This window comes from Streptomyces sp. NPDC093221 (assembly GCF_044753885.1).
Lineage (GTDB): Bacteria > Actinomycetota > Actinomycetes > Streptomycetales > Streptomycetaceae > Actinacidiphila.
Genome location: NZ_JBIVOA010000001.1, coordinates 123,805 through 146,470 on the forward strand (window position 1 = coordinate 123,805; position 22,666 = coordinate 146,470).

Sequence of the window (22,666 nt, forward strand, 5' to 3'; positions counted from 1 at the left end):
CCGCTACCGTGGGGGCACCTTTGCAAACGCGGGAGCTCGGAGCACCGGGCTGAGAGGGCGCTGAACCTGTTGCCGGCACGGCATGACCGCCGGGACGAACGCTGCGCCGACCGCTGAACCTGTTACCGGGTAATGCCGGCGTAGGGAGTGGGTCTCATGACCATGCAGGACGCGCACACGCCTGGATCCGACGGGGACGAATCCGCCCGTACGGAGTCGGTCGGCTCGAACCGTACGGAGTCGGCCGCCTCGAACGGTACGGAAGCGGACGGCTCGAACCGTACCGAAGTGGACGGTCCCGTACGGGACATCGGCTGGCACAAGTCGTACGTCGTCGGATCGCGGCCGGACCTGCGGGTGCCGGTCCGGCAGGTGCACCTCACCAATGGGGACGCCGTGACGCTGTACGACACGTCGGGCCCGTACACCGATCCGTCCGTGGAGACGGACGTCCGGCGCGGGCTCGCCCCGCTCCGGGAGCACTGGATCATCGCGCGCGGCGACACCGAGGAGTACCCGGGACGGCCGGTCCGCCCCGAGGACGACGGCCTCAAGCACACCTCGCCGCGCGGCGGGCTCCGCAATCTCGACGCGGTCTTCCCCGGCCGCCCCCGGCTCCCCCGCCGGGGCCGTACCGGGACGCCGGTCACCCAACTCGCTTACGCCAGGCGGGGCGAGATCACGCCGGAGATGGAGTACGTCGCGCTGCGCGAGAACGTCCCGTCCGAGATCGTCCGGGACGAGATCGCCGCGGGGAGGGCCGTACTGCCCGCCAACATCAACCACCCGGAGATCGAGCCGATGATCATCGGCAAGCGGTTCCTGGTGAAGGTCAACGCCAACATCGGCAATTCTGCGGTCACTTCCTCCATCGAGGAGGAGGTCGACAAGATGACCTGGGCCACCCGCTGGGGCGCCGACACGGTCATGGACCTGTCCACCGGCCGCAACATCCACACCACCCGCGAGTGGGTGCTGCGCAACTCCCCCGTCCCCATCGGCACCGTCCCGCTCTACCAGGCGCTGGAGAAGGTCGACGGCCGCGCGGAGGAGCTGAGTTGGGACGTCTACCGCGACACCGTCATCGAACAGGCCGAGCAGGGCGTCGACTACATGACGGTGCACGCGGGCGTGCTGCTCCGCTACGTCCCGCTGACCGCCCGCCGCAAGACCGGCATCGTCTCGCGCGGCGGCTCGATCATGGCCGCGTGGTGCCTGGCGCACCACCAGGAGAGCTTCCTCTACACGCACTTCGAGGAGCTGTGCGAGATCCTGGCCGCGTACGACGTCACGTACTCGCTCGGCGACGGCCTGCGCCCCGGCTCCATCGCGGACGCCAACGACGAGGCGCAGTTCGCCGAACTGCGCACCCTCGGCGAGCTGAACACCATCGCCAAGCGGCACCAGGTGCAGACGATGATCGAGGGCCCCGGGCACGTGCCCATGCACAAGATCAAGGAGAACATCGACCTCCAGCAGGAGATCTGCGAAGAGGCCCCGTTCTACACGCTCGGCCCGCTCACCACCGACATCGCCCCCGCCTACGACCACATCACCTCCGGCATCGGCGCCGCGATGATCGCCTGGTGGGGCACCGCGATGCTCTGCTACGTCACCCCCAAGGAACACCTCGGGCTGCCCGACCGCGACGACGTCAAGACCGGTGTGATCACCTACAAGATCGCCGCCCACGCCGCCGACCTCGCCAAGGGGCACGAGGGCGCCCAGGCGTGGGACGACGCCCTCTCCGACGCGCGCTTCGAATTCCGCTGGGAAGACCAGTTCAACCTCGCCCTCGACCCCGCCACCGCCCGCGCCTTCCACGACGAGACGCTCCCCGCCGAGCCCGCCAAGACCGCCCACTTCTGCTCCATGTGCGGCCCGAAATTCTGCTCGATGAAGATCTCCCACGACATCCGCCGCGACCACGGCGGCCCCGTGGCCCCCGCCCTCGCCTCCGAGGCCGAGCTGGGCATGGCCCAGAAATCCCGCGAGTTCGCCGCCGCCGGCAACCGCGTGTACCTGCCGCTGGCGGACTGACACCCGAGGGCCCCGGCACCCCGGTGCCGGGGCCCTCACCCCAGATACGGCCGCTCCCGGCCCTCCAAGTAGTGGGCGATCCGGAGGCGTTGGGTGTGATGCATCGGCAGCTCGTCCACCTCCCGGGCCGCGACGAAGCGCACTTCCGTGGACTCGTCCGAGACGGCCAGCTCCCCGCCGATGGCCCGGGCGGTGAAGCAGACGTTGAACTGTCGGCGTACCTCCCCGTCCGTGTACGCGATCACGTGGCGCGGATCGGTGTACGTGCCGACGAGCCCGGTGATCTCCACGTCCAGGCCGGTCTCCTCCTTGACCTCGCGCACCGCCGTGCCGGGCAGGGAATCGGTCATCTCCATGCCGCCCCCGGGCAGCGCCCACAAGCCGTTGTCGCGGCGCCGCTGGAGCAGGATGCGACCCTGCTCGTCGGTGACGACGGCGGACGCGGCAACGACGAGACTGTTCGGTGCGGGGGCGTCCGGATCGTCGTAGAACTCGGTGCGTGCCATGGCGTCAGTGTTCCCGAGGCGCGGGCTGCGCCGTGGCCCATACGGCGTCGAAGCTGTCGGCGTAGGTGTCGAACAGGCTGCCGTCGGCGTGCTGCCGCAGGTGCCAGACGGGAGCGCTGTACGCGTTCACCCCGAAGACGTGGGCATTGACGACGACCTGGTCGTCCGCGCGGTAGAGGGAGTTGTAGAGCGTGGTCCCGTGGGTGCGGATGTCGATGCCCGGAGTCCCGATGAGGGGCCGGTAGTGCATGAGGGCGAGTCGGCAACGGGACTCGATGCCGTGGCCGAATCGCTCTTCCCGGCCGCGTTGTCGGACGTTGGGGCTGTCGGCGTCGCCGACCGCGATCCGGACGGTGCAGCCATCGGCGGCTCGCTCCCGCAGGAGGTCGTTGAGGCGCGGGTACGCCTCGTGGAGGAAGACGGCCGCGTAGACCAGTACGTCGATCTGCTCGCGTGCCTGCGACAGCACGTCCACGATCGTTGATACGGGGACGTCGGCGCGTTGATCGTAGAGCGCCACCAGTTCCGGGCTGACCGCCCGTGCGGCCCGTGGCTGGCGGAGCGTTGGCCATAGCGCGTGCACGTCTTCTCCTAGCGTCTCCGCCGCCAGCATGGCTGTCGCCCGGCGCGGGGTGCGGCCGAGGTTGACCCAGCGCTCAACGGATTTGGGGTCGACGTCGGTCTTCGCTGCCAGTGCGGCGTACGTCCAACCGCCGCTTGCCATGGTGGCGCGCAATCTCTCGTTCGGCATCGCAGTCTCTCCCTCTGACGTGGGACGGCGCTAGGGACGTTCTATCCGACATGGGACGTCCCAAAGTGGGGAATGGTGGAGGTTCCTCCGTCCTGATGAACTCGGCGACGCTCGCCGCATGGGTGACACGGAATTGACCGGTGGAGACGACGAATCGACGCCGGGTCGCGAGTGGGAGCGCGCCTCGGACTCGGTGTTCGTGAAGAGATGGGCACGTAGCCCTCGATGCGTGGGCCGGGCGCGTCACGAACTCCGGCTGGCGGTGAACGCGTGGGGCATGACCGGACTGGCGGACACCGCCGTACTTGTCCTGTCGGAGTTGTTCACCAATGCCGTGCGGCACGCGCGGGGGCCGCAGGACCGGCTGGTCGAGACCCGGTATGAGCGGCTGACGGACGGCGCGCTGCGGATCGAGGTGCACGACGCCAACAGCGTCCGGCCCGAAGCCCGGGAGCCGTCCGTGGACGCCGAATCCGGGCGCGGCCTGGCCCTGGTCGACGTACTGACCGCCGGACGCTGGGGAGTGAGTGAACGCTTAGGCGTCGGGAAACTCGTCTGGGCCGTGTGCGCCGACGACACCGCTGACGAGGTGCCCCGGTGAGCCTGCGGGAAGCACTGCGGCTACGGGCACGGGAACCGTCGTACGAGGCGGGCGACCCGTGCGAGGACTGCGGCAACGCCCTCGTGCTGTGCGTTCAGTGCGGTGAGGACGTGCGCTGTCCGAACTGCGTTCCGTACGAACGGCCCTCGGCACGGGACGAGGCCCTGCGCGCCACGGTTCGGCTGGTGCGGGACCGTCCCGAGGCGGGACTGCTGGCCGGGGCACTGGCCTGTTCGCCGCCCGCCATGCTCGGCTGGGTCGGTATGACGTTCGTCGCACCCGGCCTGCTGCGCACCGGGGGCGCTCTGGCAGGGGCCGTCGCGTGCGGTGCCTTTCTCGCCATGGGCGCGACGGCGGGCGGGTTGCCGCTTGCCGGGGAGGTTCCCACCTGCCGGATCAACCGCACGACAGCGCCGTACGACCGCTGGTCGTGGACCGGAGCCGGGGCGGTGGCGGTCCAGATCGTCCTGGTGTCCCTTGGCGTCGCGGCCGCCTGAGCCCGCCCCGATCCCTGACGGCCGCTTCGGGCACCGGCCACGCACTAGCCTGAAGCCGAAGGCCCCGGCGCGATATGTCGGGGCCCTCGGCTTGTGTACGGCCGCTTCCGCGTGCGTACGGGAGGCCGGCGGAGGCGGCTCCGGCCTTGCGGCGCAGCTTGCGGCGGGCTGGCTGGCGCTGCTCGGCGAACAGCACGAGGGGCACCTCGGTGAAGACCTGGTGGACGGGCTGTTGGGGGAAAAGGGGGGTGGGGGAGAATCGGGCGGGTCGGGTGGTGGGTGGGGAAGAGGGCAGGGGATGGGGCAGGCGAGGGGTGAGGGGCGGGATATCGAGTCCGCCGTCGTGATCTATACGGCGGTGGCGAACGGCGGTGGGGCTCCGTACGCGGGGCTGGCGGGGCTGGTGGGGCTGGACGAGGGGCGGCTGGAGTCGGGGCTGCGGACCTTGAAGGGCATGGGGCTGGTCCGGCTGGTGGAGGGGCGGGTCGAGACCGTCGACCCGGACGCCGCGCTGGCGGTGGCGATGGACACGTATCTGGGCACGGCCGCGGCGCAGTTGCGGAACGCGGCGGAGCTCAGCGAGACGACGCAGGCGCTGCTGACGGTGTTCCGGCCCGCGGCGGCGCGGCTCCAGGAGCAGGTGGTCGTCCAGAACTTCGAGGACCTGGAGACCCGGCTGAGCGCGCTGGCCGACATCGACGCCACCGCGCGGGAGTCCGTGGACTCGCTGCACCCGGGCCCGATGCCGCAGGACATGGCGGTGCTGGAGCACTCCCTGGCCGGGGACGCGGCGATGGTACGGCGCGGGGTGCGGGTCCGCGCCCTGTACCCGCGCTCGCTGCTCCAGATCCCGAAGTACAGCAAGTATCTGAACGACCTGACCGACGTGGGCGTCGGCGTCCGGCTGATCGACCACGGCCCGCACGACCTGCTGGTGGTGGACCGGCACACCGTCGTCCTGCCGGGCGTCCCGCACGTACGGTCGTCGATGACGCTGGTGCGCGGCGCGGTGCTGGCCCGCTCGTACGTCTCGGTCTACGAGGACTACTGGCTACGGGCGAAGCCGATGCCGCACATGGCGCGCGGCGGCCAAACCACCCCCGCCCCCGACAGCGACGACGACCCCGGCGCCGCCACGGACTTCACCGACCAGGAGCGGACCATCATCCGGCTGATGGCCAACGGCTACAGTGACGACCGCATCGCCAGGACGCTGGGCGTCGCCCGGCGCACCGTGCAGCGCGTGATGACCAAGCTGATGGAACGGCTCCAGGTCTCCAGCCGCTTCGAGGTCGGCCTGAAGCTGGCCCGGCTGCTCGACCCGGACGACCTCTGACCGGCCGCACCGTCCCCCCGCGGGCCGCAAAGTACGGCCGTGCGCCGCCACCGTCCATCCACCGCATCCGGGACGCCCACCGCACCCTCGACACCCACCGCACCCGCGTGACCACCGCATCCGCGCGACCACTCTGCGCGACCACCCCACCGTACTGGTGAACCAGCACACCACCCCACCACCCCACCACCGAAGTGTGTCGCACTTGCGACAGTGCCCGATGTGGACAAGGCGATTCCGGCGGCTCGCGAGCATCCCCGCTTAGCATGAGCGGGGGCGCGAAATCGCAGGCCGCGGACGCCGGGTGACCCCTCACCCCCAAGGACGCGGCAGCCGAGAAGATCCGGGGGACAAGCCATGGACCGTCGTTCCGACGAGGACCCACCGCTGATCCAGGAGTTCCTGCGTGAGGCCCGCAGAAATTTCGTGGGCGAACCCGAGCCCATCACGGGCCACAACGGTTACCGCCCGCCGGGCCTGAGCCAGCACGCGGTCGCCCAGCGCCTGGGCATATCACCGCGCCTCTACCAGGACTGGGAGGGCTGCGGACGCCCCATCCCCGCCCACCGCCTCGACAGCCTCGCCAACGCGCTGCGGCTGGACTCGCGCAAGCGCGACGAGCTGTGGTTCATCGTCACCGGCGGCTACCCGCCGCGCGGCCCGGCGGAACCCGACCCCGAGGCCGTCACCGGCTGGACGTCGTACCTCCACGCGCTCCAGGTCCCCGCCCTCACCGTGGACGGCGCCTGGCGGATTCTGGAGACCAACCAGGCGTGGCGCCAGCTCTTCGAGCCCGCGGGCCAGCCGCCGCCCGCGAATCTGCTGCGCTTCGTGCTCTTCGCGCCGTACGCGCGGCAGTTGTGCGCCGAGTGGCGGACCGGCTGGGCGACGGCGTTCCTGCGCCAGCTCCGGCTCCAAGCGCAGACCGCGCACCACCAGCCGCAGACCGGGCCCGACCAGGAACTGCTCCGCGTCATCGCCGAACTGCGCGAGGACCCCGAACTGGCCCGGCTGTGGCAGGCGGAGAGCGAGTCCACCCGGGTCGCGCTGCACCACGACGGCCAGGTACGGCTGCTGCGGCCACCGGCCGGCGGTTACGTCCAGCGGGTGCGCATGCTCGTGTCGTCCCCGGCGCACGATCCCCGGCGCCGAGTGCTGATGTTCATGCCCGCCGTGACGGCGCCCGGCCTGGCGGGGCCCGCCGGGACAGCACCCGGTACGACGGCGTCCGCGACGACGGCGCCCGGCACGGCGGGCCCCGCCGTCCCGACGCTGCGCAGGACCGGCCCCTACTCGGGCGTGTTGTCGGGACCGCCGAAGTCCGGGCTGGTGAAGTCGGGACTGCTGTAGCGCGGACCGGAGAAGCGCGGCGCGGCGGGCGGCAGCGGCGCGGCCGGGTCGGGCGCCGGACTGCTGAAGTCCGGGCGGGAGTAGCCCAGTCGCGGCATGCGGCTGAGGTCCTGCCCGGTGGCGGGGCCGGGCACCGGGCTCACCGCCGGGCCGTGCGGCGGCTCGTGGGCGCTGGTCGGGGCGAGCGCCGCGCCGGCCGCCGCGTCCTCCAGGAAGGGCAGCATCCCGCGCTCCAGCAGCGCCCGGTACCAGGCGTCGCGCGCGTCGGCGACCTCGGGCGGCAGCGCGTCGGGCGAGTCGTGTATGGCGGAGGAGCCGTCGCGCAGCGCCGTGAGCAGCAGTCCGACCGCGCCGAGCAGTATCGACGCGGCGGTGACGGCGGCGAACAGCCAGCCCGCGGTGCGCAGCGGCGACGCGATGGCGGGCTCGGGGGCCATCGCGCGCAGCGCGTAACCGATCAGCAGGAAGATCACGGCGGCGGCGCCCGCGAGCAGCGGCGTCAGGACGGCGAGGACGGCGATCAGGCCCGCGCCGGAGCCCGCGCCCTCCGCGACGCCCATCGCCGCGTAGCCGAAGGACCGGTTGTCGCGGGCGCGCGCCGACTCGCGGGCGGCCTCCCGCGACGCCTCCCGGACGCCGCGGTACGTCTCGTACTCGGCGGCCGCCGCGTCGGCGATGAGTTCGGCCGCGCCGAGCGCCAGGGTGCGCAACTGCTCGCTGTTCAGGGCGGAGTGACCGTTGGAGTGGTTCGTCCGCCGCGAGGCGGGGCGGCTCTCCTCCACGTCCCCGCCGTCCGGCCCGAGGGCCCGCTCACGGTCGGGTCCGTGATCCCGCAGGACCGTGCGCAGCGCCTCGTCCAGCGCGCGTTCAAAGTCCGGGCGGTCTTCGGTGAGCAGGTGTGGAGCGCTGGTCATGTGCATCCCCCGATGCTCCGACTCCCCGAGCGCGGCCGGTGTTCCCCGAGGGGAACCGGCCCGGTCGGCCGAGTACGCGGAGAGCGGCGTGCCTACGGATACAGCGATGGTAGAGCGGGGAGGCGAGACCGTGACAGGGTGCAACCAGGAAATCTGACGGCGCGAAATGTGCCGGACACCGACACGCCACCCCAAAGACGCCGCGCGAGACGCCCGGCCCGCCGCGCGGAGCGCGACGGACCCGCTAACCCACCAGCGGCAGTTGGGCGACCAGCAGCCGTCCGTCCATCGTGACGCCGCCGTCCATCGCCACCGCCAGATTCTCCGCGTAGACCATCGGTCCGTTGACGGTGTGCACCCGCTCCTCGCCGTCGGCCGGATATTCGCCGCCGACCTCGCCGAGCAGGTACGGGATCGGGCTGTGCCCGTGCACGACGCGGTTGCCCCCGTAGGTGCCGAGCAGTTCGCGGGCGGCCCGCGGCCCGCCGTCGCCGCGGAAGGCGAACCGCTTGGTGAGCTTGCGGAACAGGTCCCAGCACTCGTCGGCGTCGCCGCGCTGGAGCACGCCGGTGACCGTGTCGTTCATCTCCTCGACGCTGCTGCCGTAGTCCAGATACGCGGTGGTGTCGGAGTGCACCAGCAGGTGGCCGTCGGTGACGTGGGCCGCGTCCAGCCGGGACATCCAGGTCAGATGGCGGTCCTCGAGACGGTCCATGTCGGTCGGCTGGCCGCCGTTGAGCCGCCAGGCGGCGAGGAAGGAGGCGGTGCCGCCCGTGGAGTTGACGGGGGTGTCGCCGAACCGGTGCGCGCCGAGCAGCAGCAGTTCGTGATTGCCCATCAGGGCACGGCAGTAGCCGCCCGCCGCCGCGGCCTCCGCCGAGAGCTGCATGACCAGTTCGATGACGCCGATGCCGTCGGGGCCGCGGTCGGTGAAGTCGCCGAGGAACCACAGCCGGGCGCTGCCCGCCGCCCAGTGGCCCTCCTCGTCGACCAGGCCGCACTCGCCGAGCGCCGCCAGCAACTCGTCCAGATAGCCGTGCACATCGCCGACCACGTACAGCGGTCCCGGCCGGTCGCCCGCCGCGCCGTCCGCGGTGATCACCGGCAGGTCGTGGGCGGTCGGCGTGTACTCGGCGGGGACCAGGGGCGCGTCGGGTCGCGTCGGCTCGTACGCGGCGGGCCGCTGTGCGGGCGGCGCGCTGTCGTACGCGGGCGGCACCGGTGGTACGGCGGCGCGGGCCGGTTCGTACGCCGGTGCCACACCCGCCCCGCCGGTGGTCGCCGACGGCACGGGCGGTACGGGCGCGGCGGCCGGGACCGCCGGTGCCGTGCCGGCCGGCGCCGGAGCCGAATCGACCAGCATGGGAGCCGGTTCCGTCGGAGCCGGAGCCGGAGCCGCGGCCCCGCCGTACCCGCCGGACGTCTCCCCGTAGCCGCCGCGCGGCTCGAATCCGACCGTCGGCTCAAACGCCGGAGCCGTGCCGAAACCGGCCGTCGGCTCGTGCCCGGACACGTACGCGGACGCCTCGGGACGCCAGCCTTCCGAAGTCCCGGGCTCGGGTCCCTGACCTGCCCCCTGAGTCATCGACCCCTCCACGATCGCGCCGCCATCCGCCCATCATAGGAATGACGCTGTCGCGTTGTGACATACCCAGGCACCTGGTTTTCGCAGGGCGCAGACAAACCATCCCTTAGCTCCCTCGTACGCCCGCACGATTCGTCTTCCGGCCGTCGGCGGGGGCTCGGTCACCCGTTCGGCCGATCACTCGCGGGGGTGCCCGGCGGAGCCCTCCGGCCGGACGGCCGCTCTTCCTCAGCCGCCCGCGGGCCCCCGCGGATGACTGACCGTCGTGCGGTGCGCGCGCCGCTGCGAAGAGGTGCGGACGATCAACTCGGTCGGCATCACCTGCTGTACGGGATGCGCGCCGCCGACGCCCTCGATGGCGTCGATGAGCAACTGCACGACCGCCGTACCGATCCGCCGCGGCTTCAGCGACAGCGTGGTGATCGGCGGTTCGGTGCTGGCGTAGACGGTGCTCTCGCTACAGCAGACCAGCAGCAGGTCGTCGGGCACGCGCAGGCCGTAACGGCGGGCGGCGGCCAGCAGATCGGTGCCGTTGGGGTCGAAGAGCCCGTAGACGGCGTCGGGGCGGTCGGGCCGCGCCAGTAAGCGGTCGGCGGCGACCGCGCCCGCCCGCGGGTCGTGCGCGGGATACGACTCGTAGACCGGCTCCTGGCCGACCCGCTCGCACCACTCCAGATACGCGGTGGTGGACAGCCGGGTGTACGTGTCGGTGGTGGTGCCGGTGAGCAGGCCGATCCGGCGGGCGCCCGCGGCGGCGAGGTGGTCGAGGATGCCGAGGACGGCGGCCTCGTGGTCGTTGTCGACCCAGGCGTGCACGGGCACGCTGCCCGCCGGGCGGCCGTCGCTGACCACCGGGACGCCCTGCCGGACCAGTTCGGCGACCAGCGGGTCGTGGTCGGAGGGGTCGATGACGACGGTGCCGTCCAGCGCCACGTTCCCCCACACGTCGTGCCGGGAGGAGGCGGGCAGGATGACCAGGGCGTAGCCGCGGGCCAGGGCGGCGGAGGTGGCGGCCCTGGCCATCTCCGCGAAGTACGCGAATTCGGTGAAGGTGAACGGTTCTTCGCCGTAGGTCGTCACGGTCAGGCCGATCAGGCCCGATCTGCCGGTGCGCAGTGTGCGGGCGGCGGCGGACGGGCGGTAGCCCAGCCGGTCGGCGACCTCGCGCACATGGCGGCGGGTGGCGTCGGGCAGTCGGCCCTTGCCGTTGAGTGCGTCGGAGACAGTCGTGATCGAGACTCCGGCGGCGGCGGCGACGTCCCTGATGCCCGCCCGCTCAAGCCGGCGTCCGATGGGCCGGCTCGCCTGGTGGTTCCCTGCTGCTGTCATGGCCTGCCGATATTAGGACGGCGCTGGTCCGGTCGGCGCCTGCCGTTTCTACCCCCCAGAAGATAGGTTTCTGCAAGATCGAACCCCGTATGCAAGGTGGAATATGCAGGCGGCAGGGCGTGCCTTGTGGGTGATACCGGCGCGGGTGCGGCCGATGCCCGTCCATTGGTCCACCGACAGGAGTGACGTCAACTCACTCCTACGAGGGACGCGGGGTGCCTTTTTTTGGCCGCCTTCTCGCCTCCGGACTCCGTCCGGGGGTGCCCCCATGGGCGGCTCAGACCCGGTATCGACAGTCGATCGTGGCTACCGCACCTCCACAGGGGGCGCGGGCGCTCGTAGGGTGTGGCCATGACCCCCAAGCTGCGCGCGGAACTGGACGGCATCCCCACGTACAAGCCCGGGCGACCCCCGGCCGTGGACGAGAGCGGTGCCCAGGCCGGGCCCGCCTTCAAGCTGTCCTCCAACGAGAACCCGTACCCTCCGCTGCCCGGTGTGCTGGAGGCGGCCACCGCCGCCGCGGCCACGTTCAACCGCTATCCCGACCTGGCCTGCTCGGCGCTGACCGCCGAGCTGGCGGGACGTTTCGGCGTGCCCGAGGCACACGTGGCGACCGGCACCGGCTCGGTCGGCGTGGCCCAGCAGTTGCTCCAGTCGACCTCGGGCCCCGGCGACGAGGTGATCTACGCCTGGCGGTCCTTCGAGGCGTATCCGATCATCACCCGGATCAGCGGCGCGCTGCCGGTGCAGGTGCCGCTGGACGCGGACGAGGTGCACGACCTGGACGCGATGGCGGCGGCGGTCACCGACCGCACGCGGCTGATCTTCGTCTGCAATCCCAACAATCCGACCGGCACGGTGGTGCGCCGGGCCGAGCTGGAACGATTCCTCGACGCGGTGCCGTCCGACATCCTGGTGGTGCTGGACGAGGCGTACCGCGAATTCATCACCGACCCCGATGTTCCCGATGGAATCGATCTGTACCGGGACCGTCCGAATGTGGCGGTGCTGCGGACCTTCTCCAAGGCGTACGGCCTGGCGGGCCTGCGGATCGGCTTCGCGGTGGCGCACGAGCCGGTGGCGGCGGCGCTGCGCAAGACGGCGGTGCCCTTCGGCGTGAGCCAGCTCGCGCAGGACGCGGCGGTCGCCAGCCTGCGCGCGGAGCCGGCGCTGCTGGAGCGGGTCGCGGGCCTGGTCACCGAGCGGACCCGGGTGGTCGAGGCGCTGACCGCGCAGGGCTGGACGGTGCCCGAGACGCAGGCCAACTTCGTCTGGCTGCGGCTGGGGGAGCGCACCACGGACTTCGCGGCGGCGGCCGAGCGGGCCGGCACCACCGTCCGCCCCTTCGCCGGCGAGGGCGTACGGATCACCATCGGCGAGACCGAGGCCAACGATCTGCTGCTGGGGACCGCCGAAAGCTTCCGCAAGGAGCTGTGACGCGGCGGCGCGCCCGTCGGCACGATCCCCCGAAACCCACTCCCACCTGCGCTTTCGCCCCTTGCGACCCCCCGGTTGCAGGGGGCGAACTGCTGTGCGTAATACTGAGCTTGTGAATGTATTCACGTTCACAAGCTGATCGGGTTGTAGGAGAAAAGGAGACGGATCGTGCAACTCGCAATGGGTCCACTGGACGTCGCCCGATGGCAGTTCGGCATCACGACCGTCTACCACTTCCTCTTCGTGCCGCTGACGATCTCGCTGTCCGCGCTCACGGCCGGACTCCAGACCGCGTGGGTGCGCAGCGGCGACGAGAAGTACCTGAGGGCCACCAAGTTCTGGGGCAAGCTCTTCCTGATCAACATCGCCATGGGCGTGGTGACGGGCATCGTCCAGGAGTTCCAGTTCGGCATGAACTGGTCGGACTACTCGCGCTTCGTCGGCGACATCTTCGGCGCCCCGCTCGCCTTCGAGGCACTGATCGCCTTCTTCTTCGAGTCCACCTTCATCGGCCTGTGGATCTTCGGCTGGGACAAGCTGCCGAAGAAGATCCACCTCGCCTGCATCTGGATGGTCTCGATCGGGACGATCCTGTCCGCGTACTTCATCCTGGCCGCCAACTCCTGGATGCAGCACCCGGTCGGCTACCGCTACAACCCGACGACCAAGCGCGCGGAACTCACCGACTTCTGGGCGGTGCTCACCCAGGACACCGCGCTGGCGCAGTTCTTCCACACCATGTCCGCCGCCTTCCTCACCGGCGCCGCGTTCATGATCGGGATCGCCGCCTACCACCTGGCCCGTAAGCAGCACATCTCCGTGATGCGCTCCTCGCTGCGCCTCGCCCTGGTCGTCGCCGTCGTCGCGGGCGCGCTCACCGCGATCAGCGGCGACACCCTCGGCAAGGTCATGTTCAAGCAGCAGCCGATGAAGATGGCCGCCGCCGAGGCGCTGTGGGACGGCCAGAAGGGCGCGCCCTTCTCGATCTTCGCGGTCGGCGACGTCAACAAGGGCCACAACAAGGTGGCCATAGACATTCCGAACCTGCTGTCCTTCCTGGCCACCGACAACTTCAACGCCTACGTGGGCGGCATCAACGACGTCAACAAGGAAGAGCAGGCGAAGTACGGCCCCGGCGACTACCGGCCGAACATCCCCGTCGCCTACTGGGGCTTCCGCTGGATGATCGGCTTCGGCGTCGTCTCGATCGGCGTCGGCGCGACCGGCCTGTGGCTCACCCGCCGCAAGTTCTGGCTCGCGCCCGCGCACCGCACGGGCGACGACGAGGTCCCGCACCTGATGCTCACCAGGAACGGGCAGATCGGCCCCCGGCTCACGCGCTGGTACTGGTGGATCGCCCTGTGGACCATGGCCTTCCCGCTGATCGCCAACTCCTGGGGCTGGATCTTCACCGAGACCGGCCGCCAGCCCTGGGTGGTCTACGGCGTGCTGCGCACCCGCGACGCGGTCTCCCCCACGGTCTCCACCGGCGAGGTCTTCACCTCCCTGATCGTCTTCACCCTCCTCTACGCGGCTCTCGCCGTCGTCGAGGTGCGGCTGCTCCTGAAGTACGCCAAGGCGGGGCCGCCGGAGCTCACCGACGACGACCGCCGCTCCCCCACCCGGATCGGCGGCGACGACGACGGCGCGGACGCCGACCGCCCGATGGCCTTCTCGTACTGAGCGTCCGTACCGACTGTTCCGTACCGACTGATCCGTACCGACTGTTCCGTACTGACTGAGAGGAGTGCGACATGCATCTGCACGACGTCTGGTTCGTCCTCATCGCGGTCCTGTGGACCGGCTACTTCTTCCTTGAGGGCTTCGACTTCGGGATCGGCGTCCTGACCAAGCTGCTGGCCCGCGACCGTACCGAGAAGCGGGTCCTGATCAACACCATCGGCCCGGTCTGGGACGGCAACGAGGTGTGGCTGCTCACGGCGGGCGGCGCGACCTTCGCGGCCTTCCCCGACTGGTACGCCACCCTCTTCTCCGGCTTCTACCTGCCGCTGCTGATCATCCTGGTCTGCCTGATCGTGCGCGGCGTCGCCTTCGAGTACCGCGCCAAGCGCGACGACGAGCGCTGGCAGCGCAACTGGGAGAACGCGATCTTCTGGACCTCCCTGGTCCCGGCGCTGCTCTGGGGCGTCGCCTTCGCGAACATCGTGCGGGGCGTGAAGATCGACGCGAACAAGGAGTACGTCGGCAACTTCTGGGACCTGCTCAACGGGTACTCGATCCTCGGCGGACTCGTCACCCTGAGCCTCTTCACCTTCCACGGCGCCGTCTTCGCCTCGCTCAAGACCCTCGGCGACATCCGCGACCGGGCCCGCGCGCTGGCCACCCGCGTCGGCGTGCTCACCGCGCTCCTCGCGCTGGCCTTCCTGACCTGGACCCAGGCCGCGCACGGCGACGGCCGCAGCCTGCCCGCGCTGATCGTCGCCGTCGTCGCCCTGGCCGGGGCCCTCGGCGCCAATCTCGCGGGACGCGAGGGCTGGTCGTTCGCGCTGTCCGGCGTCACGGTCGCGGCGACCATCGCCATGTTCTTCCTGACGCTCTTCCCCGACGTCATGCCGTCCTCGCTGAACGACGCCTGGAGCCTGACCGTCACCAACGCCTCCTCCACGCCGTACACGCTGCGGATCATGACGTGGTGCGCGGGCATCGCCACGCCCCTCGTCCTGCTCTACCAGGGCTGGACGTACTGGGTCTTCCGCAAGCGCATCGGCACCCAGCACATCGCGGGCGCGGCGACCGGTCACTGACGCGACCGATCACTGAGGGCCGATCACTGAGGGCCGATCACTGACAGCCGGTCACTGACCGAAGGGAGATGTTCCACGTGAAACCTGTCGATCCGCGACTGCTGCGGTACGCGCGTACGACCCGGGTCTTCCTCGCCGGGGCGGTGCTGCTCGGGCTGGCCGGGGCGGGGCTGATCATCGCCCAGGCGGTGCTGATCGCCGATGTGGTGGTCGGCGGGTTCCGGGACGGGGAGGGTGTCGGGGAGCTGCGCGGGACGCTCGCGTGGCTGGTGGCGGTCGCCGTCGGGCGGGCGGTGGTCGGCTGGCTCACCGAGCTGTGCGCGCACCGGGCGGGGGCGGCGGTGAAGTCGCAGCTGCGCGGGCAGCTGCTGGAGCGGGCCACCGCGCTGGGCCCCGGCTGGCTGACCGGGCGGCGCAGCGGTGAGCTGACCACGCTCGCCACCCGCGGGATCGACGCGCTGGACGACTACTTCTCGCGGTATCTGCCGCAGCTCGGCCTCGCGGTGGTCGTGCCCGCGGTCGTACTGGCCCGGATCGTCACCGCCGACTGGATCTCGGCCGCCACCATCGCGGTGACGCTGCCGCTGATCCCGCTGTTCATGGTGCTGGTCGGCTGGGCGACCCGCGAGCGGATGGACCGGCAGTGGAAGCTGCTGGCCCGGCTGTCCGGGCACTTCCTCGACGTCGTCGCGGGGCTGCCCACGCTCAAGGTCTTCGGCCGGGCCAAGGCGCAGGCCGACAACATCCGCGCCATCACCGGCGAGTACCGGCGGGCCACGCTCAAGACGCTGCGGATCGCGTTCCTGTCCTCCTTCGTCCTCGAACTGCTCGCCACCATTTCCGTCGCGCTGGTCGCGGTCGGGATCGGCATGCGGCTCGTCCACGGCGAGCTGTCCCTGCGGACGGGCCTGCTGGTGCTGATCCTCGCGCCCGAGGCGTATCTGCCGCTGCGGCAGGTGGGCGCGCAGTACCACGCGGCGGCCGAGGGGCTGGCGGCGGCGGAGCAGGTCTTCGAGGTGCTGGAGACCTCGCCGCGGACCGGGGCGGGTGCGGTACGGGGGCGGGCCGCCGCGCCGGATCCGCGGGGTGCCGCGATCACGGTCGAGGGGCTGGTCGTACGGGAGGGCGGGTCGCTGGCCGCGACGACGTTCACCCTCGCGCCGGGTGAGACGGTGGCCGTCACCGGGCCCAGCGGGGCCGGGAAGACGACCCTGCTCAACGCGCTGCTCGGCTTCGTTCCCGCCGCCGAGGGGCGGATTCTGGTCGGCGACACCGACCTCGCCGCGATCGACCCGGCCGACTGGCACCGCTGGATCGCCTGGGTCCCCCAGCACCCGCACCTGTTCGCCGGGACCGTCGCCGACAACGTACGGCTCGCCCGGCCCGACGCCGACGACGCCGCCGTACGTACCGCGCTCGCCGACGCCGACGCGCTCTCCTTCGTCTCCCCCGCCACCGTCCTCACCGAGGACGGCGCGAACCTCTCCGCGGGTCAGCGCCAGCGCATCGCCCTGGCCCGCGCCTTCCTCGCCGACCGCCCCCTGCTTCTCCTCGACGAGCCCACCGCCAACCTCGACGGCGCCACCGAGGCCGAGATCGTCACGACCCTCCACCGCCTCACCGCCACCCGCACCGTCCTCCTCATCGCCCACCGCCCCGCCCTCCTCCCCCTCGCCACGAAAGTCCTCTCCCTCCGGCCGCCCCGCATCTCCGCCGTCGACGGCGATCCGACCGCGGCGGGGGACGGGGCGTCGGCGGTGACGGGCCGGGTGCCTGGGGGCACGGTGGTCTCCGCGGGGGACGTCACCCCCTCCGAGCCCACGCCGGTCGTGGCGTCGCCTCGTGCGGCCGCGACGGCGGATGGCGGCGTTCTCTGGCGGGTGGGGCTGCGGGTGCGGCGGGCGGCTGTGGGGGTGGTGGGGCGGTCCGGGCCGGAGGCGCTTCGCGTTCGTGGTGGCGGGGCGCGGGGGCGGTTCGTGGGGGCCGTCGGGCTGGGGGCGGCGGCGTTGCTGTCGGCTGTGGGGCTCATGGCGACGTCGGGGTGGCTGATCAGCCGGGCGTCGCAGCAGCCGCCGGTGCTGTATCTGATGGTGGCCGTGACGGCGACGCGGGCGTTCGGGATCGGGCGGGCCGTGTTCCGTTACGGCGAGCGCCTGGTGGCGCACGACGCGGTGTTCCGGGCGCTGGCCGGGGTGCGGGTGGCGGTGTTCCGGCGGCTGGAGCGGCTGGCGCCCGCGGGACTCGGCGGGACGCGCCGCGGTGACCTGCTCTCGCGCCTGGTCGCGGACGTGGACGCCGTCCAGGACCACTACCTGCGGTGGCTGCTGCCCGCGCTGACCGGCGGCCTCGTGTCCGTGGCGACCGCGGCCTTCACCGGCTGGCTGCTGCCCGCCGCCGGGCTGATCCTGGCCTGCGGGCTGCTCGCCGCGGGCGTGGCCGTCCCCGCGCTGTCGGCCGCCGTCGCCCGCCGCACCGAGGCGCGCCTCGCGCCCGCCAGGGGCGAACTGTCCGCCCGCGTCCTCGGCCTGTTCACCGGCACCGCCGAACTGACCGTGGCGGGCGCCCTCCCGCGCCGCCGCGCCGACGCCGCGCGCGCCGACCGTACGCTCACCCGGATCGCGGCCCGTTCGGCCGCCGCGACCGCGCTCGGCGCCGGACTGACCGCGCTGGTCAGCGGGGTGACGGTGACGGCGTGCGCGTACGTCGGCGTCCGGGCCGTCAGCGGCCACCACCTCCAGGGCGTCGCGCTGGCCGTGCTCGTGCTGACGCCGCTGGCCGCCTTCGAGGCCGTCGCCGGGATGCCGCTCGCGGCCCAGCAGCGGCAGCGGAGCCGGCGCTCGGCGGCGCGGGTGAGCGAGGTGCTGGACGCGCCGCTGCCCGTACGCGAGCCGGAGCGGCCCGCGACCCCGCCCGCGTCACCGTTCCCGCTGGTCGTACGGGAGGTGACGGCCCGCCACCCGGGCCAGGACGCACCGGCGCTGGACGGCGTCGGCCTCACCCTCACCGAGGGCCGCAGGATCGCGGTCGTCGGCGCCTCGGGCGCGGGCAAGACGACCCTCGCCCACGTACTGCTGCGGTTCCTGGACACCGAGTCGGGCACGTACACGCTGGCGGGGCAGGACGCGGCGGGCCTGGACGGCGACGACGTACGCCGCCTCGTCGGCCTGTGCGCCCAGGACGCGCACGTCTTCGACAGCACCGTCCGGGAGAATCTGCGGCTCGCCCGCCCCGGCGCGGACGACGGCGAACTCCGGGAGGCGCTGGCCGCCGCCCGGCTGGACATCGACCTGGACACCCTCGTCGGCGAACACGGCGCCCGGCTGTCCGGCGGCATGCGCCAGCGCCTGGCCCTGGCCCGCGCGCTGCTCGCCCGTTTCCCCGTCCTCGTCCTGGACGAGCCCGCGGAACACCTCGACCTGGCCACCGCCGACGCCCTGACCGCCGATCTGCTGGCTGCCACGCGCGGCCGTACGACGCTGCTGATCACCCACCGGCTGGCCGGTCTCGCGGGCGGCGCGGTCGACGAGATCGTGGTGCTGGAGCGGGGACGGGTCGTGCAGCGCGGCGGCTACGAGGAACTGGCGGCGGCCGAGGGGCCGTTCCGCCGCACCCTGGAGCGGGAACGGCTCGCGGACACGGCTCTGGCGGGGGCCACGGCCGCCGCCTCGGGACCGCGTTCGCTCGTGGGCACGGGCACCGCCTGACTTTCCCGGACATACGCCACCAAATAACCTCGGCTCATGGCCTCAGACAGCGAGACGCCCGGCGGGACGCCCGAGGAAGCGCGCCAGGAGACGGCCGGGGCGGCCCCGAACGACGAGGACGCCCCGGCATACGCCCCGGCCTACGACGCGGCACCCCCCGCGGGACCGACCTCCTCCGGAGACGCTCCGGGCGACGGGGAGACCCCCGAGCCGACCACCCTCAGCTTCCAGGGCATCGCCTCCCAGATCACCGTCCGGCTGCCGGAACTGCTGGAAGCGGTCGTCTCGGTCGGCACCGGCATCGAGCTGCACACCACGCTGCGCCGCATCGTGGAGACGGCGGCCGAGCTGGCCGGGGCGCGTTACGCCGCGCTCGGCGTCCTCGACGCGGACGGCTCGGGACTCGCGGACTTCATCACGTACGGGATCAATGAGGCCGACGCCGAGCGGATGGGCGCGCTGCCCGACGGCCACACCGGGCTGCTCGGCGAGCTGATCCGGCACCCGGTGCCGCTGCGGCTGGCCCACCTGTCGGACGACGCCCGCGCGGTGGGCCTGCCGCCGGGCCACCCGCCGATGAGCAGCTTCCTGGGCGTCCCGATCCGCGTCCACACCGAGATCTTCGGCAATCTCTACCTCACCGAGAAGCGCGGCGGTCGGCAGTTCACCGACGAGGACACCGCCATGCTGCGCATCCTCGCCATGGAGGCCGGGATCGCGATCGGCAACGCCCGGCAGTACGAGGCCACCCGGCAGCGCGAGCACTGGATCAGCGGCGCCGCCGCCGTCACCACGGCCCTGCTCACCGGGGACGGCACCAGCGACGCGCTCGACGTCGTCGCGGTGTGGGCCCGCAAGCTCGCCGAGTCCGCCGCCGCGCTGGTCATGCTGCCGAGCCTCGATGAGAACGGGGCCGGGGACGGCGGCCTCGAGGTCGTCGCGGCCTCCGCCGCCGAGCCGGCCGGCATGGTCGGCACCGTCATCCCGCCGCAGAATCCGATCGCGGCCCAACTCCTCAACGGCGAGGCCGTCTTCGTGGCGGACGCCGCCTCCGACCCGCGCACCACCACGCGGCTGGCGGAACGCTTCGGGCCGACCATGATGCTCCCGTTGCGGAGCAACGACCGTGTCATCGGCATCCTCGCGCTGCCGCGCGAGCCCGGCGGCCGTCCGTTCACCGAGGCCGAACGCGTACTGGCCACCCAGTTCGCCGCCCAGGCCGCGCTCGCCCTCGTCCTGGCCGACGTGCAGCGCGACCGCGAACGCCTCGCCGTCTACAAGGACCGCGACCGTATCGCCCGCGACCTGCACGACCTCGTCATCCAGCGGCTCTTCGCCACCGGCATGATGCTGGAGGGCGCGGGGCGCAGGGCCCGTACGCCCGAGGTGCGCGAGGGCATCGGCCACGCCGTCGACGAACTCGACGCCACCATCCAGGAGGTGCGCACCGCCGTCTACGCCCTCCAGCAGGCGCCCGACGACGCCCCCTCAGGACTGCGCGCCCGCGTCCTGCGCGAGGTCGGCACCGCCGCCGTCCCGCTCGGCTTCCAGCCGTCCGTACGTTTCATCGGACCGGTCGACGCGCTGGTGGGCGAGCCCACCGCCAAGAACCTCGTCGCGGCGCTGCGCGAAGTCCTCTCCAACGCCTTCCGGCACGCCCGTGCCTCGCGCATCGACATCACCCTCGACGCCACCGCCACCCTTCCCGGCGGCGGCGACGCGGTCCGCCTGACCGCCACCGACGACGGCGTCGGCATCCCCCCGGCCGGCCGCCGCAGCGGCCTGCGCAATCTCTCCCGCCGCGCCCAATCGCTGGGCGGATCGAGCCAGTTCGGGCCGGGCCCCGAGGGCGCGGGCACGACGGTGCGGTGGGAGGCGCCGCTGCGTACGGACTGACCGGGCGGTGCGGTGCGACTGGCCGTCCCCGTACGGGCTAGGGCCTGTCCGCGTGCCGGGCGGCGATGATCCGCTCGATGACGCGGGCGACCCCGTCGTCGTTGTTGGACTCGGTACGGTGCGTGGTCGTGGCCAGGACGCGGGGATGGGCGTTCGCGACGGCGTACGACGTACCGGCCCACCCGAGCATCGCGAGGTCGTTGGGCATGTCGCCGAAGGCGACGACCTCGGCGGCGGACACCCCGCGCTCGGCGCAACATCGCGCCAGCGTCGTGGCCTTGCTGACGCCCTCGCCGCTGATCTCCAGCAGCGCGCTGTCGCTGGACCGGGTGATCTCGCCGTGCTGTCCCGCCACGCTCAGCCCGATGGCGAGGAATTCGTCCGGGTCGATGGACGGGTGCTTGGCGAGCAGCTTCAGCAGCGGCTGGCGCGGGTCGCGCACGGCGAGCAGTTCCTCGATCGGGGCCGTGGGGCCGAAGTCCGGCTCGATGACGCGGGGGTAGTCCGGCTCGCGGTAGAAGGTGTCGGCGCGTTCGACAGCGAAGGTCGTGCCGGGCACGGCGGCGCGCAGCGCGTGCGCGACGGCGAGGGCGTCGTCCTCCGGCAGCGGGAACGCCTCGATCAACTCGCCTTTGTGCAGGTCCCAGACGGAGGCGCCGTTGGCCAGGATGGCCATGCCGTGCCCCGCGAGGTGGGCCGCGACGGTGTCCATCCAGCGTGCGGGGCGCCCGGTGACGAAGAAGACCTCGATGCCCGCGGCCTCGGCGTCGGCGAGCGCCGCGACCGTACGCGGGGACACCGTCTTGTCGTCGCGCAGCAGCGTGCCGTCCAGGTCGGTGGCGATCAGCCGCGGCGGAGGGGCGGTGTAGGAGGCGGCGGACGACACGTCCGCTGATCGATGCTGCCCGCTGGGCTCATTGGCTGAGGTCACGGGCCCATCCTTGCGCATCCTTGCCCCGCCCGCACAAAGGTGCGGATACCCGCTCAGCCGAGCCCGTTTCGGCCGCGATTCCGGCTTGATCCCATCGCTCCCGGGGGCGTCACAGGGGCGCGGGTCACGCGATCACGGCAGGGGTACGGGCTGACGGACTGGCAGCGGATACGGCTGACGGTACGACTGGCTGGTGCGGCCGCCGGTGCGGCTGCTGGTGCGGCTGCTGGTGCGACGAGGGTGAGCGCTGCGCTTGTGGGGCGCAGAAATCTGTGGGGTTGGTGCGGTGCTGGTCGTACAAGAAGCTTGTACGGAAGGGGAGTTCGTGCGGGGACTGCGTCCCGGGAAGTTCCTGCGGGATCTCCGTGCGGGATCTCCGTGCGGGGACCACGTACGGGATCGTCGTACGCGGTCCGGCTCAGCGGACGAGCACCGCTTCGTCCGCGGTGCTGGTCAGGGCGTGGTCCGCGAGGGCCGGACTGGCGGGGTACGGCAGGGCCTCGCCGGTGTCCGGGGCGATGCTGCGGGCGGAGGGGGAGGAGCCGTGCGCCTCGGCCCTGATGCGCTGCTTCATCGTGGGCGGCAGCGAGCGGCTGCTGGGGCGCGGGGCCGGCAGCAGTGCGGCGCAGGACGGTGTCCTGGTGGGGGTCGGCTTGGCGCGCGTACCGTTCGCCGCGGCGACGGCCGCGGCCGGGACGGTGGCGGCCGGGACGGCGGCGGCCTGGTCGGCGGCGGTGTGGACGCGGGCGGTGCGGGCCGGAGTAGCGAAGCCGAGCCCGGCGACGAGCTTGAGGAGCACGCCGACGAAGGCGCTCCAGAAGGCGGTGACGTTCTTGAAGACGTTCATGACCTCTCGATTCCTTGGTGCGGAAATCTGACTTCTCCGATCATGAGGAAGACGGCACGGAATCGTGGGAGCCGCACCCCGGATTCGCGGATATACACATAAACGCCACTCATTCGGACCAATGGGGTCCTGTGCCGCCCCGCACCGACGGGGCCCCGGCCGGTCCTGAGGCGCTGG

Annotated in this window: 17 protein-coding genes and 1 riboswitch; of the genes, 10 read left to right on the top strand and 7 right to left on the bottom strand. The window is 72.2% G+C overall.

Annotated elements, in window-relative coordinates; genetic code table 11:
• Positions 1 to 18 precede the first annotated feature (18 nt).
• Positions 19 to 164: riboswitch (TPP riboswitch) on the top strand.
• Positions 157 to 2,040: a phosphomethylpyrimidine synthase ThiC gene (thiC, locus tag ACIQCJ_RS00545; RefSeq protein ID WP_402710258.1), complete on the top strand. Its 1,884-nt coding sequence runs from the start codon at positions 157 to 159 to the stop codon at positions 2,038 to 2,040. Its footprint overlaps the riboswitch before it by 8 nt.
• Positions 2,041 to 2,075: 35 nt before the next feature.
• Here the strand turns inward: thiC and ACIQCJ_RS00550 are convergent, their stop codons facing one another.
• Positions 2,076 to 2,546: an NUDIX domain-containing protein gene (locus ACIQCJ_RS00550; RefSeq protein ID WP_402710259.1), complete on the bottom strand. Its 471-nt coding sequence runs from the start codon at positions 2,544 to 2,546 to the stop codon at positions 2,076 to 2,078.
• A 4-nt stretch (positions 2,547 to 2,550) separates the two neighbouring features.
• The gene (locus ACIQCJ_RS00555; protein WP_402710260.1) at positions 2,551 to 3,297 is read right to left on the bottom strand and encodes an XRE family transcriptional regulator; all 747 of its coding nucleotides are present in this window, start codon (positions 3,295 to 3,297) and stop codon (positions 2,551 to 2,553) included.
• A gap of 229 nt (positions 3,298 to 3,526) precedes the next feature.
• Here ACIQCJ_RS00555 and ACIQCJ_RS00560 point away from each other — a divergent pair, with 229 nt between their 5' ends.
• The 4 genes from ACIQCJ_RS00560 to ACIQCJ_RS00575 all read left to right on the top strand — a co-directional run bounded on the left by ACIQCJ_RS00560 (position 3,527) and on the right by ACIQCJ_RS00575 (position 7,081).
• Positions 3,527 to 3,898, top strand: coding sequence for an ATP-binding protein (locus tag ACIQCJ_RS00560; RefSeq protein WP_402710261.1), 372 nt, complete (start codon positions 3,527 to 3,529; stop codon positions 3,896 to 3,898).
• A complete protein-coding gene (locus ACIQCJ_RS00565) occupies positions 3,895 to 4,395 on the top strand; it encodes a hypothetical protein (RefSeq protein WP_401717926.1) in 501 nt (166 codons plus the stop codon). Before ACIQCJ_RS00560 ends, ACIQCJ_RS00565 begins: the two co-directional genes overlap by 4 nt.
• Positions 4,396 to 4,693: 298 nt before the next feature.
• Positions 4,694 to 5,731: a LuxR C-terminal-related transcriptional regulator gene (locus ACIQCJ_RS00570; RefSeq protein WP_402710262.1), complete on the top strand. Its 1,038-nt coding sequence runs from the start codon at positions 4,694 to 4,696 to the stop codon at positions 5,729 to 5,731.
• Between the two features lie 357 nt (positions 5,732 to 6,088).
• Entirely contained in the window at positions 6,089 to 7,081 is a 993-nt protein-coding gene (locus ACIQCJ_RS00575; protein WP_391158881.1) for a helix-turn-helix domain-containing protein, read from the top strand.
• On the opposite strand, the gene ACIQCJ_RS00580 is transcribed toward ACIQCJ_RS00575, so the two are convergent.
• From ACIQCJ_RS00580 to ACIQCJ_RS00590, 3 genes are all read right to left on the bottom strand, one after another.
• The gene (locus tag ACIQCJ_RS00580; RefSeq protein ID WP_401717929.1) at positions 7,021 to 8,001 is read right to left on the bottom strand and encodes a hypothetical protein; all 981 of its coding nucleotides are present in this window, start codon (positions 7,999 to 8,001) and stop codon (positions 7,021 to 7,023) included. The two genes, ACIQCJ_RS00575 and ACIQCJ_RS00580, sit on opposite strands and share 61 nt — an antisense overlap.
• A 238-nt stretch (positions 8,002 to 8,239) precedes the next feature.
• The gene (locus tag ACIQCJ_RS00585) at positions 8,240 to 9,580 is read right to left on the bottom strand and encodes a metallophosphoesterase (RefSeq protein WP_402710263.1); all 1,341 of its coding nucleotides are present in this window, start codon (positions 9,578 to 9,580) and stop codon (positions 8,240 to 8,242) included.
• Positions 9,581 to 9,808: 228 nt separating this feature from the next.
• On the bottom strand, positions 9,809 to 10,909 hold the full coding sequence (locus tag ACIQCJ_RS00590) for a LacI family DNA-binding transcriptional regulator (protein WP_355336624.1): 1,101 nt from the start codon (positions 10,907 to 10,909) through the stop codon (positions 9,809 to 9,811).
• 351 nt (positions 10,910 to 11,260) lie between these two features.
• On the opposite strand from ACIQCJ_RS00590, the gene hisC reads away from it, so the two are divergent.
• The 5 genes from hisC (at position 11,261) to ACIQCJ_RS00615 (ending at position 20,711) form a co-directional block, all read left to right on the top strand.
• Positions 11,261 to 12,346, top strand: coding sequence for a histidinol-phosphate transaminase (hisC, locus tag ACIQCJ_RS00595; RefSeq protein ID WP_402710264.1), 1,086 nt, complete (start codon positions 11,261 to 11,263; stop codon positions 12,344 to 12,346).
• Between the two features lie 180 nt (positions 12,347 to 12,526).
• Entirely contained in the window at positions 12,527 to 14,029 is a 1,503-nt protein-coding gene (locus tag ACIQCJ_RS00600; protein ID WP_402710830.1) for a cytochrome ubiquinol oxidase subunit I, read from the top strand.
• A gap of 71 nt (positions 14,030 to 14,100) precedes the next feature.
• Positions 14,101 to 15,111 carry a cytochrome d ubiquinol oxidase subunit II gene (gene cydB / locus ACIQCJ_RS00605; protein WP_402710265.1) on the top strand — a complete coding sequence of 337 codons (1,011 nt, stop codon included), beginning with the start codon at positions 14,101 to 14,103 and terminating at the stop codon, positions 15,109 to 15,111.
• Between the two features lie 77 nt (positions 15,112 to 15,188).
• On the top strand, positions 15,189 to 18,815 hold the full coding sequence (gene cydD / locus ACIQCJ_RS00610) for a thiol reductant ABC exporter subunit CydD (RefSeq protein WP_402710266.1): 3,627 nt from the start codon (positions 15,189 to 15,191) through the stop codon (positions 18,813 to 18,815).
• A 36-nt stretch (positions 18,816 to 18,851) separates the two neighbouring features.
• Complete coding sequence (locus ACIQCJ_RS00615; RefSeq protein ID WP_402710267.1) at positions 18,852 to 20,711, top strand: GAF domain-containing protein; 1,860 nt, start codon at positions 18,852 to 18,854, stop codon at positions 20,709 to 20,711.
• A 37-nt stretch (positions 20,712 to 20,748) separates the two neighbouring features.
• Here the strand turns inward: ACIQCJ_RS00615 and ACIQCJ_RS00620 are convergent, their stop codons facing one another.
• Positions 20,749 to 21,660 carry a Cof-type HAD-IIB family hydrolase gene (locus ACIQCJ_RS00620; protein WP_391042094.1) on the bottom strand — a complete coding sequence of 304 codons (912 nt, stop codon included), beginning with the start codon at positions 21,658 to 21,660 and terminating at the stop codon, positions 20,749 to 20,751.
• 400 nt (positions 21,661 to 22,060) lie between these two features.
• Entirely contained in the window at positions 22,061 to 22,489 is a 429-nt protein-coding gene (locus tag ACIQCJ_RS00625) for a DUF6344 domain-containing protein (RefSeq protein ID WP_402710268.1), read from the bottom strand.
• Positions 22,490 to 22,666: the final 177 nt, after the last annotated feature.